Genomic DNA, 15373 nt, shown 5'->3' with positions numbered 1-15373 from the left:
AGTACATTGACAAAATTTTTGGATTGTTGATATTTAAAAATTGCTGTAACTATAAGGCATCTTTTTTGACTATTACTTTTCTACTGGCTGCTTTTCTACTGTCTACTTTTCTGATGTCCGCCTTTCTGTTGACTGTCGGCCAATTTTTCATCGTAGTTGATATACGGCACTTTTTTTATCGCATATAGCTTAAACGCATGCCAATAAATACGGGTTAATGATGTCATATTCATCAGAGGGTTTTTTCGCAAGCTATGACGAACAGCCTCTTCTGTCATTGGCACCCCTGATATCTTTATGCCAGTTTTTAAAACTTCACCGCGCTCATCACTGATATTGATAGCGATACGTACCTGTAATCCAGCGTTAGGTTGATCGTCTGTTTTTGTACGTTTTACCGTTACCTGCCAGCGGTAAAGCTGATCGATAGGGTTAAAAGGTGATACGTGAAAGTCCTTGTCATGACAGAACTCAGTATCCTCTCCTTCTAACGAAAACCCGTAGTAATGACGCTTGTCCCATGGCGTATTAGACACTTCAGCCAGTAGATGAGTTGGCGTCTGCTGCGCATCAAATCCTAAGTAAAAATTAACTGGGCTAAAGTACATGCCCGCATTACGGCAGACAAGTAATCCCAATATATCGCCTTCAGGCGCGCTTCCTGCATGTTTTTCAAATGCTTGGCTTAGACGTTTTTCTAGTGCTTGAATAGACTTTACATTACTATTAAATTTTTTAGCATCGCTTAGGCTATTGGTATTTTGTAGGTCAGTATGCTGTAGATAGTCATCAGGACAGAATCGTTGTAGCGCCTTTTTCTTTGCTGAAAATAGAGGCAGACCTTTTGCTAGTAGCTTTTTCGGCAATACTTTACGTAATGGTAATTTTTCTAAAACCTTACTCTTATCAAATGACGCCGTACTAATTTCAGAAAGTTCTTGCCCTTTCGCAAGCGCGCTAATATTGATGCCCCAATAGCGATAAGGGTAAACGAATTTATTTACACTAGGTAGCAGCCGACTGTGCCATGTCGTACCCTCAAACAGCTGATGTGGCAATGCATTGGTATCATAAGAAGACTCATGATTTGGCGTATCATTGGTATCTTGAGCGGACGTGGTCATAAATAGTCTCTTATGTAACGGTGTGCTTTTCGTATGGCGAATCTTTCAAAACACTTAGAATACATAACGGCATTAATCGTCATATTATTTGGTTTTACGGCGACCGAATAAGCCACGTTTCTTATATTGGCTCGTATCAGCAGTTGAACTCTGTAAACGATTAGCATACTCGACCAGTTCCTGATTGATCGTCGCTGTGGTTACTTCGCGCTTATTCAGCCTACGTAATTTGGTATCCGCTTTTATAGGCAAGTCTTTATAACGAAACGGCGTATGCGCACTATCAGCGTCAGGTAAATGAGCTGGGTCAACCTCGTCTTTTATATCAATATCAAGACCAAGCGCCCGACAGACGCGTAATCCACTGCGTACGCCATCTTCATGAAAACCATTAAACCAATAGGCTCCGCAGAAATGCGTGTGCGAACCGTTACCAGAGATACTCGACCATTTAGTTTGCGCATCAATCATCGCAAGATCAAACACTGGATGACTGTAATCGATGCTTTTAATTATCTGCTTATCATCGACGCTTTTATTGTTTACAGCTGGATTTAGGGTGACCAAATAATTGTGTTTTTTGGTCAAGCGTTGCAGGATATTCATGTGATAAGTCAGCACTGGCTTTGTGGGTATCTGTGCGTTTCCAACCGCTTGCTCATCCTTAGCATTGCCTGAAACTGTCTCATCTATTAAGTAATTCCAGCTTGCCCATGCCAGTGGTTTCTTAGGTAAAACACTGATATCAGTGTGCAATACAGCCGTGTTTTTGGTAAAGCAGAAATGACTTAGTACCTCAGATTCATCGGTACTCGCATCCTTTAAAATCTTTAATGCAGTATCTGCATGACAAGCAAAAATAACCTCATCGAATACAAAATTTTCGCTACGGTTGTCAGCGTTACCTTTATCCTGCACTGTTAAAGCATTCTTCACCGTCAAAATTACTTGCTCACCATCACGAACTACAGACTGTACTGGACTATTGACTCGTATTTTGCCACCCGCCTTGATAAAGCGTGGAATCAGTTTATTGACATACTGTTTTGAACCGCCTTTTATCGTAAACCACTGCGGACGATTGACCACGTCGAGCAACCCGTGGTTGTCAAAGAATTGTGCAAAAAAAACCAAAGGAAATTCTTGCACTTCATCTAGACTGGTTGACCAAATGGCCGAGACCATTGGCAATAGATAATTATCGGTAAATAGCTGACCGTATTCCTTTTGCGTCAAATAACCGCCAAGTGTTTGTATTGCAAAGCTACTGAGATCTTGTCCTTGAGAGCGTGCGCTGTCGTAATCTTGGCGTAGTTGTTTGATATGCTTGTTAAACTGTAAGATATCTTTGATAAATTGCCAGAATTTTGGATTAAGTACATTTTTACGTTGTGACAATAAAGTATTGAGCGTATGACCATTGTATTCAAAATGACGTGCAGTATTTTTGACAGAAAAGCTCATATCCGTTGCCTGAAACGGCACCTGCAACTCATGAAGCAAACGAAAGAAGTTCGGGTATGTACGCTCGTTAAAAACAATAAACCCTGTATCTATCGCACTACTCTCTACATTGCTGCTCTTTGCTTTTTTACCGTCTTGTAGTGCCACATCAATCGTATTTACATGCCCGCCGATATAATCATTGGCTTCAAATACCGTCACATCATGTTGCGTACCTAGATAATGAGCGCATGTCAGTCCTGACACACCTGAGCCGATGATAGCAATACGTTTTGGGGTAGTCTGATGGTCAGAATCTGTTGTAGCATCGGTAGCAATCTTTTGGTTACTTGCACGCTTGAAACGAGTAAACGGCATAAAAGCATTCCCTTCTGTATTTTTCTGTCGATATGATGGCTGAGAGTTCTACTGATAGTAGATTATTTTTTATTAAGTTTTTCACTAACTTGCTGCCAGACCAAATCAGGCAACGTGCCCAATGCTTTTAAAGGCATAGTTAGTTTCTTTGGGAACTCAATCACCTCATGCCCGCTTTCGATACCGTCACGTATGGCTTGACTTGCCTGCGCTGGCGTCTGGATAAATGGCATCGGAAAGTCATTCTGTTTGGTCATCGGTGTCTCAACAAAACCAGGTACAACTAAGCTAACTGACACATCATGCGGAGCAAGGCTAATCTGTAGAGTCTTCATTAGATAATGGATAGCAGCTTTTGAGCTACCATAGGCTTCAGCGCGCGCAAAAGGCACATAAGCAGACGCTGAACCGATACCGACCAAGCGACCTTTTGAAGCGATTAGCTTTGGCAGCACTCCTTCGATCGCATGGGACAACGTACCCATATTGACCGACATGACTTTCATAAAGACACTGCTATCAAAGTTCGGCATATCTAAGTACTCGCACATGCCAGCACCGCAAATTGCTAGATCGACATTGTCGATTTTTTCAAAAGCTTCGATGACCTTTTCTCGATCCATGAGGTCTAAATCAATCGTTTCTGCGCCTAACGCTTTAAGCTCAGCCAACGCTTCGTCGTCACGGCCAACTGCATATACATGATGATCCGCTAGCAGATAGTCTTTTGCCAACTGCTTACCAATGCCTGACGTCGCCCCAGTAATGAGAATATATAATTTTTCAGTAGAATCTGTCATCGTAAATATCCTTTTTGAGTATTCTTATCTTTTTAAGTATTTTCATAATATGGAATTAGTGCTCTTGAACTGATTGCTTAATAAAAAATCAAACCTTTGATAACAGCTATCTATTATCGTTATTCTTGGCAGATATCATTGGTCGCATTTTATTAAGCTATAGGCCATTTTATTTAATAAATCTAAATAATTATAGTGGTCGGCTACAGGTTTATTGTTGTGTCTTCGCAATCATATGGGCTTAAGCTTAATCTCAGCGTTTTATTTGTCATTTTCACAAATACCCTGCTATCACAAGCAACGACACAATATTCTGTTACTAGCGTCGTAAGACAGCTCAATATCAGCATGCTACAATGCAAAAACTAGCAATCGCGTCGTTTGCCGAAGCATCATCTATAACCGCATGAGCGCCGTATCACGGTAAGATGACGCTATCTTTTCTTAAACTGTCTGACATCTTGTCCTGATAGCAATGAAAACGTTATATAATTAATATCAGATTTCCACCAACCCCACCCTCATATAAAAAAGGATCTCTCATGAGCGAGTTGCAACTGTCTGACCGCGTCAACAACATCCAACCATCACCTACGCTAGCGATTACCAATAAAGCCAAAGAACTAAAAGCAGCTGGTAAAGATATCATCGGTTTGGGCGCTGGTGAACCTGATTTTGATACCCCTGAACACATCAAAAAAGCAGCAATCGATGCAATCAATGATGGCTTTACTAAATATACGGCTGTCGATGGTACGCCAGAGCTAAAAACAGCCATCATTGAAAAATTTAAGCGCGACAACGACATCAGCTATGAGCCAAACGAAATCCTAGTATCAGTCGGTGGTAAGCAGTCATTCTTTAACCTTGCCCAAGCATTTATCAATCCTGGCGACGAAGTCATCATTCCAGCGCCATACTGGGTCAGCTATCCTGACATGGTTATCATCGCAGAAGGCGTGCCAGTCATCGTCAAATGCCCAGCTGAGCAAGATTTCAAAATTACTCCTGAGCAGCTAGAAGAAGCGATCACTGACAAGACTAAACTCTTGGTATTAAACAGCCCATCTAACCCAACGGGTATGATTTATACGTTAGATGAGCTAAAGGCCATCGCTGAAGTATTGAAAAAGCATCCACAAGTCTATGTAGCTTCAGACGATATGTACGAGCACATTCGCTGGACAGGCGATAAGTTCTACAATATCTTAAATGCGGCACCTGAGCTAAAAGATCGCGCCATCATCTTGAACGGTGTGTCTAAAGCGTATGCGATGACTGGCTGGCGTATCGGCTATGCGGGTGGCCCTGCTAAGCTAATCGGCGCGATGAAAAAGGTACAGTCACAGTCTACTTCATGCCCAACATCAATCAGCCAAGTAGCTGCCGAAGTTGCTATCAGTGGTGATCAGAGCGTACTAGAGCCGATGGTAGCCGCTTTTGAGAAACGCTGTGACCTAGTCGTAGATGGTCTAAATGCCATCAAAGGCATTACTTGCTTGCGTCCTGATGGCGCATTCTATGTGTATCCAAATATCGTACCGCTCATCAAAGCAGCTGGCCTGTCATCATGTACTGAATTCTCAGCATGGTTATTGGACAAAGTAGGCGTGGCAGTCGTACCTGGCGATGCGTTCGGTCTTGGCGGCTATATGCGTATCTCGTACGCTACTGATGAAGCGACGCTAAAAGATGCCCTATCACGTATCGAAAAAGCAGTGGCTGATTTGGACATTGCTGAATAAATCGTAAATAGCAACGAGTCTTACCGCTGTTCATAAAAAAGACGCCCTATACACTCTATAGGGCGTCTTTTTTTGCGAGTGTCTTGGGCATAACTAGGAAAAACACGCTATCTCATCATTAAAATGACAATTTTTACTAATTATGCAAAAAAAGGCTTGACGTATTTTTTAACTTTGCTAGAATACGCCCCACTTAGCAAGAACTCGTTAGAGACTTCTAAGGCTCGTTGTAAGCGATTAAACACTTACAGCCTATTCTCCAATAGCTCAGTTGGTAGAGCAACGGACTGTTAATCCGTGTGTCCCTGGTTCGAGCCCAGGTTGGAGAGCCACATTTTAGTAGTAAATTTCTTGAGTCAACTTTGATTCAATTATGGCATTTGCCAAAACCCTCATCAATTTGATGAGGGTTTTTTTATGGCTGAGATTTGAAGGAAACTCTACACTTACTCTAATTCTTTGATAAGCGGCTGCATTTCTTTTATCTCGCGTTTTTGGGCTTCAATAATATCGTCGGCAAATTATAGCTGCTGAGCCATAGATTCAACCTCCGCATATACTTGGTTTGTCCCGTCTTTGTTTATTTGCATAATCTGATACGGCATGAACTGGTCTTGATACTCCATGCCTGGACTACCGACTGGCATACCAGGTACAGCGAGGCCAATGGCTTGCTCTGGTGGATTCTGCAAAAACTCTGCCACATACTTAGCAGGGACATGGCCTTCAAACACATAGCCATCGGTCGTGACTGCCGTGTGGCAAGAGCGTAGCTCATCAGGCACGCTATGGCGGTCTTTAATCAATGACAAATCAGCTGGGTGCTGTACTGTCGCGCTTAGGCCATGTGTCTGTGCATGACCTATCCATTCTTTGCAGCAGCCACAATTGGCATCTTTATAGACGGTTGCAGATACATTTTTCAAAATACCATTCTGGCTCGCTTGCGTCTGGGCTGTCGATTCTGACACCGCTTCAACGTTTGTCTCTTTAGCGTTGGTATTGACACTTAACTCATCAGTATTATCAGACTGTGTGCATGCTGACAATAAAAGCACAGCCACCAATACGGCTGCCTCTCGTGTTGGCATGAGTAAGTGATTACGAGGCCTATCGGTAGGTTTTACAGTAAGCATTGTCATTTTATGGCCTCATTTTTGGTAAAACACTGATCGCATTTAGACCTTATCATGTCAGAATAAAGCTGAACATCAATACTATTATCAAATTGCCGTCCTAGTAAAGAAATCTTACTAATACTTTGATTAGCTTGGCAGCATTGGCAACCAGAATACCAATGCCAACAGTGTCACTAACAACACAGGCGGAGTGATCAATAGACCAATCTTTATATACTGTCCCCAGCTGATTTTGTAGTCCTTCTCTGCCAATACATGTAGCCATAGTAAAGTAGCCAGACTACCAATCGGCGTAAACTTAGGACCCAAGTCATTACCGATGACATTGGCATAAATCATTAGCTCTCGCGTTGCCGCAGGCACTTGTGCTTGATCAATCGCAAGCGCACCGACTAAGGTGGCTGGCATATTATTCATGACAGAAGCAACTATAGCGGACAAGAACCCAGTTCCAACCGTAGCAATGACTTCGCCTTGTTGTCCTAACCAGTTTAATACTTGCGCCCCATAGGCAGTGAGACCTGCATTACCCAGACCATATACCACCAGATACATACCGATTGAAAATAGTACGATTTGCCAAGGCGCTTTACGTACTACATCGGTCACTGAGACCACCGCACCATGCCCGCCTTGCCATATACGACCAGCGATTGCCATCAGTGCAACAGCAGCGATGCCCGTGACCAGTGAAATAGGTAGTCCTAACGGCTCAGTCGCAAAATAGGCGACCAGTAGCAAGCCTAATAGTGGAAAAGCAGCTCGGAATACCAATGGATCGGTAATAGCAGACTCTGGAGCGCTGAGCTCGCTAGTCGAGTAAGTTGTTGGAATATGACGTGCATAGACAACCCACAACACCAGTAGCGTCGCTAATACAGACACGATATTGACTGGTACCATCACCGCCGCATAACGACCAAAGCCAATATCGAAATAATTGGCACTGACAATGTTGACTAAATTTGAGGTAACCAATGGCAGGCTTGCCGTATCAGCGATAAAACCAGTTGCTATGATAAATGCCAAAGCTGATGGTGGCGAAAATTTCAGACGCAGCAAGATAGCAATGACAATCGGGGTTAGTAATAGCGCAGCACCATCATTGGCAAAAAATGCAGAAATAAAGGCGCCGAGCACGACAATCATCGGAAACAATAAACGCCCTTGCCCATTGCCAAGGCGTGCCACATGTAATGCAGCCCAGCCAAAAAACCCTGCCCGATCTAAGATAAGCGAGATGATAATCAGCGCCACAAAAGTAAAGGTCGCATCCCAGACAATATCCCAGACGATACCCACATCTGATAACTGCACGACGCCAAGCGCTAACGCGACTAAAGCACCACCCATGGCGCTCCAGCCGATGCCCAATCCTTTAGGTTGCCAGATAACTAAGACTAAAGTGACCACAAAAATAGCAAATGCAAGCATTGTACAACCTTACTTAAGCTGATTTTATTCAGCCGATTTAATATAGGAAATTAGATCGATTAGGAGGTTAGATCGATTAGAATGTTAATCGATTTTTGATTGACGCGGCTCGATAGTTCTTCAGCACTCTCAACGCGTTCTGAATAACGATCAGTAAGATAATCTGAACGTCCGCGTGTGAGCCAAGTAAACTTCACTAGCTCTTCACAGACATCGACAAGACGCAGATATAACGGAGACATATCCATGCGATTGTCGTCGTTGAACTCCAAAAACGCTTTGGGTATCGAAGATTGATTAGGGATAGTAATCATCCGCATCCAGCGCCCAAGAATACGCATCTGATTAACCGTATTAAAGCTCTGACTACCACCGCTGACTTGCATCAGTGCTAGTGTTTTACCTTGAGTTGGACGTACGCCACCTAGTGACAGCGGTATCCAGTCGATTTGCGCTTTCATGATACTGGTAATACTGCCGTGACGCTCCGGACTGACCCACAGCATGCCTTCTGACCACTGCGCCAGCTCCCGTAACTCTTGCACTTTGGGATGGTCTGAGTCTACATCGTCAGGCAACGGCAAACCGGATGGATCAAACATTTTTACTTCACAACCATACCAACGTAGCAATCGGCTAGACTCTTCAGCGGCCAATCTAGAAAACGAGCGTGCACGGACAGAACCGTATAGCACTAATATTTTCGGCGGATGACGTGAGTCATTTGATGCAACCAAAGAATCAATATCAATAGGCTGAAGATTATCTATATCAATATTGGGTAAATCGTCTAGGCCAGTTTTCGGCGAAACAGTAGGATCAACTGCCAATGCTTGGTCAACCTCAGTGTTTGTCATGAGTAACAACCTCGCCGTCTTCTTTTGTGAAGCTACTTACTGGATTGGCTAGCAATTCAAACACACGCTCTGACGGGCGGCATAGAGCAGCGCCTTTATCAGTCACCACGATAGGACGGTTGATTAAAATAGGATGCGCAATCATGGCATCGATAATTTGATCATCAGACAACTCAGGATTATCTAGACCAAGCTCATCATTGATAGCTTCTTTACTTCTTAACAGCTCTCTAGGCGAAATCTGCATTTGTGCCAATAGCTCAACTAAACGGTCGCGGGTTGGTGTATTTTTCAGATATTCCACCACTTCTGGCTCTTCACCTGACGCTTTAATAATGGCAAGCGTATTACGAGAGGTTCCGCATTTAGGATTATGAAAGATTAATGGCTTCATAGTGTTTACACCTATTTTATGTATTTATTGAAATGATAATTGGTTTAATCGTTACCTTGCTCAGCAGACTCATTTATTCTGCAGCCACTCAGGCTATCCATGAGTGACGCACACAATTCTGGATGTCCCGCACAGCAATCTTGCAACAGGAACTGAATGACGTTATCCATATGTGATAGCGAAGCACGATAGATAATCTGTCGGCTATGACGCTGTGAGACCACCCATCCTGCCCGTGCTAGCACCGATAAGTGGGCTGACATTGTGTTATGAGGAACAGAAAGCTGACGGGCTATTTCGCCCGCAGGTAGGCCTTCAGGCTCATGGCTGACTAGCAGCTTAAAAGCCTTTAAACGAGTATCTTGAGAGAGCGCAGCAAAGCTTGTGATAGCATTAGTTATTTCCATATGTCCAATAATATAGACATATTAAAATAATTCAATGTTTTACAGATATTTTTATTCTAAAAGAAATATACCTGTGCAATTAAACTATATATATCAACAAGTAAAAGCGATTAACTAAATAGCGAAAATAATGCTTGTTTAACCTTTTGAACCTAAAATCCTCTACGTTTGGCCTTATGTAAATAACAAGTTTAATATATGTTATTGTATATTGATGATACTTAGAATTTCATGCTAGATTGAATACAAGTTTATGCAACAGTAAAACTAGATTTGGCTGGTAGCTCTCGCTCTGTACTGCCCATAAATCTGATTAAAATAACTATTATGATTAAAACAATAATAAGGAAATGACTATGCTACTAGAGAAAATTAAGACACCTGGACTTTCGCACTTATCCTACTTGGTAGGCTCTGGCGGTCAAGCAGCGGTAATTGATCCACGTCGTGACTGTGCGGTATATGTAGAAAAAGCGCGTGCAGCAGGGCTTGAAATCACTCATATTTTTGAAACACATCGTAATGAGGATTTGGTTTCTGGCGCACCTATCTTGGCTGCAATGACAGGAGCAACAGTTTTGCATGGACCCAATCCAGAGCAACCTGTTGTCTACGCTGAGACCGCACGTAATGGTGATTGCTTTTCAATTGGCCAATTAGAAATCCGTGTCCTAGAAACGCCTGGTCATACCGATGATCATCTGGCTTATGCGCTGTTTGACACGGCGTACCCAGATAAGGCGGTTGGAGTCTTCACTGGGGATGCGCTTTTTGTAGGTGATGTCGGTCGTACTGACTTCTATCCTGAGCGTCGTAGAGAAGTTGCAGGTTTACTTTATGACTCCTTACAAGACATTTTAGCGCTCGGTGATCAGGCGATTATTTATCCAGCTCATGGTGCTGGTTCCGTCTGTGGCTCAGGCATGGCGGAGCGAGAGTTTTCTACCGTCGGTCACGAAAGAATGAACAATCCACGTTTACAGATTAACGATCGTGAGGCTTTCATTGATTTCAAGACTAGCGAGAACCATTATCAGCCACCCTATTTCAGATTGATGGAGCGCCTTAATATGGAAGGTGGTGAAGCGCCTCCAGTCGTTATGCGTCCGCGTAACCTTTCGCTCAAACAGCTGCATGACTGCAATGCTGATCATCTCATCGATATTCGTGAACCAATGGCATATGCGTCAGGACACCTGCCCGGTTCTATGAGCTTACCTGTCAACATGTTACCTGCGTTTGCTGGATGGTTTATCGAGGAAGGACAAAGCTTGGCACTGATTGCCTCTGATGAAGATCAACTGGCGACTGCGATGGAGCATCTGGTACGTATTGCTTTTGATAACATCATAGGTGGCTATGTGGGTGTCGTCCCTGCTGCTGCCAAAGGTAAACAGATGCAGCAAACCCCTATGATCGATACAACCGAGGTACAGAGTCGTCTTGATAATGCTCAAAATTGGACATTGCTCGATGTACGCGATATCGATGAGAGGAATACCAATGCGATTGAAGGCTCACAGCATATCTATGTTGGTCACCTGAATGAGCGTTGGCATGAGCTTGACAGGAGTCACTACTATACCTTGATGTGTGCCAGTGGTGCTCGGGCAGCGATAGCAGCAGGATGGCTCGCTAGTCGAGGTTTTGAGCACATTGATATATATCTAGGGTCAATGGGTGCATGGCAAGCAACGCTTGACTAACCCTTTATTCGTAACTAAAATCTACAATGAGCTAAAACGCGTCTCAAGTTTTAAGCAAAGGCATTTTAAAGTGCTGTAACTAAGACATGCTATACCTAAAATAAGTACAACGACCCTTCTTTTATTCAGTATAAGACTGATATAAAAGAAGGGTCGTCGTTTTAGCTGACCTTTAAGCGATATGACTTAAGTAAATATCAGTCATAGTACTAAACTCTAACTATTACTGTACTTCCTTACCTGACTTATAACTCATAAAAAACAGACACAAAAAAACCCCAAACAATCTAATGCTTGAGGCGAAACTTGCTTAAACCCAAAGGTTTAAATTCGTTTTAAATATGGCGCAGCGGACGGGACTCGAACCCGCGACCCCCGGCGTGACAGGCCGGTATTCTAACCAACTGAACTACCGCTGCTTAGGTCTCTTAGCTTCTTGCTCTTATTTAAGGAGCCCACTTGCTAAGAAGTGGTGGGTGATGACGGATTCGAACCGCCGACATTCTGCGTGTAAGGCAGACGCTCTACCAACTGAGCTAATCACCCTTCGAACAATTGCTAGGCAATTTATTCAACATCAACTGAGCTCTTAAGTTTGTCACTAAGCTCCGTTGCTGTGGGTGTGTATTATATAGATTTACTGTTGGGTGTCAAACAGTATTTACCACTTTTTTAGATATTTTTTCGATTTTTATTAGAATACCCAGCAAGCATTTGTTTTTATTGATTTTATATTTTCACACAAAACCAATATTTTTTAGGTTTAATGCTTACTTATTGGCCAGTGCTTGCTCGATGTCGTTTTTGATGGCTTCTGGCTTAGTCGTTGGTGCATAACGGTCAATCACCTGACCTTTACTATCGACTAGGAACTTGGTGAAATTCCACTTGATACCATCTGTCAGTACGCCACCCTTTTGTTCTTTGAGCCATTCATAGATAGGATGAGCATCTGCGCCATTAACATCAGTCTTTGCCATCATTGGAAAGCTGACACCATAGTTCTTTTGGCAAAACGCACCAATCTCATCGTTGCTACCTGGATCTTGGCTACCAAATTGATTACAAGGAAAACCGACGACCACTAGTCCTTGATCCTTATATTGTTGATATAGCGACTCTAAGCCTTCGAACTGCGGCGTAAATCCACATTTGCTTGCGGTATTGACGATTAATAATACTTTATCTTGGTAATCTGAAAACGCTTGCGAGCTACCATCCATGCGCTCAGCCGTAAAATCATAAATTGTACTCATCATTTATCCTTAAATTGAGGTTTTTATTGTTTTGGATGTCTATGCACTACTTCTTTTTCTATCATACACATAATAAAACTATTGAAAAGGAAGCACCCTGTACTTCCCTTTCACACTTCTAATACTACTTACTTCTCAGACTTATCTAAATCGATAGATACTGAGTTGATGCAATAGCGCATGCCTGTTGTCTCGGTAGGACCATCAGGGAATACATGGCCCAAATGGGCGCCGCAGTTACTGCAAGTGACTTCGGTGCGAGTCATGCCTAGCGAGTTATCGACGTGCTCTTCAATCGCGCTGTTATCGATACCTTGATCAAAACTTGGCCAGCCACAACTCGCATCAAACTTATTACTTGAGTCAAATAAGCTTGCACCGCAGCCTTTACAACGGTAAACGCCATCATCAGTCGCATCATTATATACACCTGTAAATGGACGCTCAGTGCCCTTCTCACGCATAATATGATACTCATCAGCGGTTAAACGCTCTTTCCAGTCAGCTTCAGTCAACTGGCTGATTTCTTCTTTGCTTAGTTGATTGTCTTGCATAATTTATCCTTATTCGAGTATTTATTATCTCATCTCGGTAACTATTTTATCGCCATATGATTATGAAAACGACGTGCTCTATCTGTTGGTTATCAGCACACTATTCAAGGCATATATAAGAAAAGCACTCTTTATATTGGGAGATAGACAACATGATTGAGGAGATTAACTAAGCTAAATATAGCAAATTAATTTTAGATAATGATGGATAAAGATGTAATTTTGATACATATACATTTTATGCTCTATATAAGGGATTTAGAGATATAGAGAAATAAACCAAATATTAATTGCAAGATATACTTGCAATACCTAATTAAACCAATTATAAAATCATTTGCAAATTAACTATCAATGCAATAATATCTTTCATTAATGTTTAACTAAAATATTTAATGTATATCTACACTAAATAATTACTGATTAATAAAGGCTCAAACGACAATGTCTGACGACAATAGCAAAAGTACGCAAGCGGAACGACTGGTACAGTTGCGCCGTGACAAAGGATTTACTGCTGAGCAGCTAGCACAAGCCATGACAGCCGCTGGTGCAAAAGTGAGCCGTGGGGCTATCTCAAACTGGGAGCGCGGTACCAACGGCATTGTCTCATCCAAGCTACCTACGCTCGCACGTATTTTGGGCTGTAGTGAAGGATATCTGTTGCGCGGCGACCTCAACAACGAAGCTATTGATGCAGACGAATCGACATCATCTATAGAGCGCAGTAAACATCAAAAGCTAGATACGATTTCTCCCACACAGTCAGGTATTAAGACAACTGATGCTCAATCGACGACACCTTATCCTGCTAGTAAAGGCTCAAAAACCAATTCGACAACCAATCTGAAAAACGGTCATGCTATGAACACCATAAAAAAATCTGATAAATTACAAAACGTTTGCTATGACATTCGTGGTCCTCTATTGCAGACTGCTAATAAGATGGAAGCAGAAGGCAAACGCATATTAAAACTAAACGTGGGTAATCCAGCGCCCTTTGGTTTAGAAGCCCCGCATGAGATTTTGCGTGATGTCGCTATGAATCTATCTGAGGCAACTGGCTATTCAGACTCGCAGGGGATTTTTTCAGCGCGCAAAGCCATTTTGCAATATTACCAATCAAAAGGATTGCTGTCGGCCGTTGACGTACGTGACGTATATTTGGGCAATGGGGTTTCTGAGCTTATTGTCATGACCATGCAGGCGTTGATGAATGATGGCGATGAAGTCCTGATTCCAATGCCAGACTACCCGCTTTGGACGGCAGCAGCCAACCTCGCTGGCGGTACTGCTGTGCACTATCGCTGTAATGAAGAAGATAACTGGCACCCTGATATTGAAGATATTAAGTCTAAAATCACGAGCAAAACAAAGGGTATCGTGGTTATTAACCCAAACAACCCGACAGGCTCACTTTATAGTGATGAGCTATTAAAGCAAATCATCGAAGTTGCTAAAGAGCATGATTTGATCATCATGGCCGATGAGATTTACGATCGTATTCTCTATGATGATAATATACATACCCCAATGAGCACCCTAACTGACGACGTGCTGGTACTTTCTTATAATGGCTTGTCAAAGTCACATCGTATCGCAGGATTTCGCTCAGGTTGGATGATGGTATCAGGCCTCAAACAGCACGCAGCTGACTTTATTGAAGGCTTAGATATGCTAGCATCCATGCGCCTTTGCTCTAATGTGCAAGGACAGTATGCTATTCAAACAGCGATGGGTGGACATCAGAGCATGCAAGACCTGACTTCTGAAAAGGGTCGCTTATATAAGCAACGTGAAATGGCAGTCTCACGTCTTAATGCTATCAAAGGTATTTCTTGTACCATGCCTCAAGGCGCGTTTTACTGTTTTCCAAAAATGGATCCAGAGGTTTACCCTATCACCGATGATATGGACTTTATGATGGATTTGCTCGTTGAAGAAAACGTATTGATGGTTCAAGGTACTGGTTTTAACTGGGACAGACCCGATCATTTCCGTCTGGTGTTCTTACCTAACTTGCTTGACCTAGAAAATGCGATGGATAGGTTGGACAGATTTTTTGCCAAGAAACGTAAGCAATTTGGTACTGAGTAAATCGTCATACATCATTAAAAAAACGCTTATCGGCATGAT

13 protein-coding genes and 3 tRNA genes are annotated in these 15373 nt (G+C 42.6%); 4 read left to right on the top strand and 12 right to left on the bottom strand.

Features of this window, described 5'->3' with window-relative positions; all coding sequences use genetic code 11:
• Positions 1 to 95 precede the first annotated feature (95 nt).
• The 3 genes from ACTXGF_RS18095 to ACTXGF_RS18085 form a co-directional block, all read right to left on the bottom strand.
• On the bottom strand, positions 96 to 1124 hold the full coding sequence (locus ACTXGF_RS18095; protein ID WP_443533851.1) for a DUF1365 domain-containing protein: 1029 nt from the start codon (positions 1122 to 1124) through the stop codon (positions 96 to 98).
• 84 nt (positions 1125 to 1208) lie between these two features.
• Positions 1209 to 2945, bottom strand: coding sequence for an NAD(P)/FAD-dependent oxidoreductase (locus tag ACTXGF_RS18090; RefSeq protein WP_443533852.1), 1737 nt, complete (start codon positions 2943 to 2945; stop codon positions 1209 to 1211).
• A 62-nt stretch (positions 2946 to 3007) separates the two neighbouring features.
• Positions 3008 to 3745: an SDR family NAD(P)-dependent oxidoreductase gene (locus ACTXGF_RS18085; RefSeq protein ID WP_443533854.1), complete on the bottom strand. Its 738-nt coding sequence runs from the start codon at positions 3743 to 3745 to the stop codon at positions 3008 to 3010.
• Positions 3746 to 4287: 542 nt separating this feature from the next.
• Here ACTXGF_RS18085 and ACTXGF_RS18080 point away from each other — a divergent pair.
• Together ACTXGF_RS18080 and ACTXGF_RS18075 are read left to right on the top strand one after the other, a co-directional pair.
• On the top strand, positions 4288 to 5490 hold the full coding sequence (locus tag ACTXGF_RS18080; protein WP_347163404.1) for a pyridoxal phosphate-dependent aminotransferase: 1203 nt from the start codon (positions 4288 to 4290) through the stop codon (positions 5488 to 5490).
• A gap of 256 nt (positions 5491 to 5746) precedes the next feature.
• Positions 5747 to 5822, top strand: a tRNA-Asn gene (locus tag ACTXGF_RS18075).
• A 189-nt stretch (positions 5823 to 6011) separates the two neighbouring features.
• On the opposite strand, the gene ACTXGF_RS18070 is transcribed toward ACTXGF_RS18075, so the two are convergent.
• The 5 genes from ACTXGF_RS18070 to ACTXGF_RS18050 all read right to left on the bottom strand — a co-directional run bounded on the left by ACTXGF_RS18070 (position 6012) and on the right by ACTXGF_RS18050 (position 9721).
• Positions 6012 to 6632: a DUF411 domain-containing protein gene (locus ACTXGF_RS18070; protein ID WP_443533856.1), complete on the bottom strand. Its 621-nt coding sequence runs from the start codon at positions 6630 to 6632 to the stop codon at positions 6012 to 6014.
• A 123-nt stretch (positions 6633 to 6755) separates the two neighbouring features.
• On the bottom strand, positions 6756 to 8063 hold the full coding sequence (gene arsB, locus ACTXGF_RS18065; protein ID WP_443533858.1) for an arsenic transporter: 1308 nt from the start codon (positions 8061 to 8063) through the stop codon (positions 6756 to 6758).
• A gap of 59 nt (positions 8064 to 8122) precedes the next feature.
• Entirely contained in the window at positions 8123 to 8920 is a 798-nt protein-coding gene (arsH, locus tag ACTXGF_RS18060) for an arsenical resistance protein ArsH (protein ID WP_443533860.1), read from the bottom strand.
• The gene (arsC, locus tag ACTXGF_RS18055) at positions 8907 to 9314 is read right to left on the bottom strand and encodes an arsenate reductase (glutaredoxin) (RefSeq protein ID WP_057760920.1); all 408 of its coding nucleotides are present in this window, start codon (positions 9312 to 9314) and stop codon (positions 8907 to 8909) included. Before arsC ends, arsH begins: the two co-directional genes overlap by 14 nt.
• Positions 9315 to 9358: 44 nt before the next feature.
• Entirely contained in the window at positions 9359 to 9721 is a 363-nt protein-coding gene (locus tag ACTXGF_RS18050; protein WP_443533862.1) for an ArsR/SmtB family transcription factor, read from the bottom strand.
• A 356-nt stretch (positions 9722 to 10077) separates the two neighbouring features.
• On the opposite strand from ACTXGF_RS18050, the gene ACTXGF_RS18045 reads away from it, so the two are divergent.
• Positions 10078 to 11427 (top strand): MBL fold metallo-hydrolase, encoded by a 1350-nt coding sequence (locus ACTXGF_RS18045; RefSeq protein WP_443533864.1) that lies wholly within the window; start codon positions 10078 to 10080, stop codon positions 11425 to 11427.
• A gap of 342 nt (positions 11428 to 11769) precedes the next feature.
• Here ACTXGF_RS18045 and ACTXGF_RS18040 read toward each other — a convergent pair.
• The 4 genes from ACTXGF_RS18040 to msrB all read right to left on the bottom strand — a co-directional run bounded on the left by ACTXGF_RS18040 (position 11770) and on the right by msrB (position 13237).
• Positions 11770 to 11846, bottom strand: a tRNA-Asp gene (locus tag ACTXGF_RS18040).
• Positions 11847 to 11897: 51 nt separating this feature from the next.
• A tRNA-Val gene (locus ACTXGF_RS18035) sits at positions 11898 to 11973 on the bottom strand.
• Between the two features lie 224 nt (positions 11974 to 12197).
• Positions 12198 to 12683 carry a glutathione peroxidase gene (locus ACTXGF_RS18030; RefSeq protein WP_238050728.1) on the bottom strand — a complete coding sequence of 162 codons (486 nt, stop codon included), beginning with the start codon at positions 12681 to 12683 and terminating at the stop codon, positions 12198 to 12200.
• Between the two features lie 128 nt (positions 12684 to 12811).
• Positions 12812 to 13237 (bottom strand): peptide-methionine (R)-S-oxide reductase MsrB, encoded by a 426-nt coding sequence (gene msrB / locus ACTXGF_RS18025; RefSeq protein ID WP_057760931.1) that lies wholly within the window; start codon positions 13235 to 13237, stop codon positions 12812 to 12814.
• Positions 13238 to 13681: 444 nt separating this feature from the next.
• Here msrB and ACTXGF_RS18020 point away from each other — a divergent pair, with 444 nt between their 5' ends.
• Positions 13682 to 15334, top strand: a complete 1653-nt coding sequence (locus ACTXGF_RS18020; RefSeq protein ID WP_443533867.1) for an aminotransferase class I/II-fold pyridoxal phosphate-dependent enzyme — start codon at positions 13682 to 13684, stop codon at positions 15332 to 15334.
• Positions 15335 to 15373: the final 39 nt, after the last annotated feature.

The organism is Psychrobacter sp. 1Y6 (genome assembly GCF_052258385.2).
In the GTDB taxonomy this organism is placed as follows: domain Bacteria; phylum Pseudomonadota; class Gammaproteobacteria; order Pseudomonadales; family Moraxellaceae; genus Psychrobacter.
Note: the sequence above shows the minus strand (reverse complement) of the source record. Positions and strands in the feature narration are given on the sequence as shown.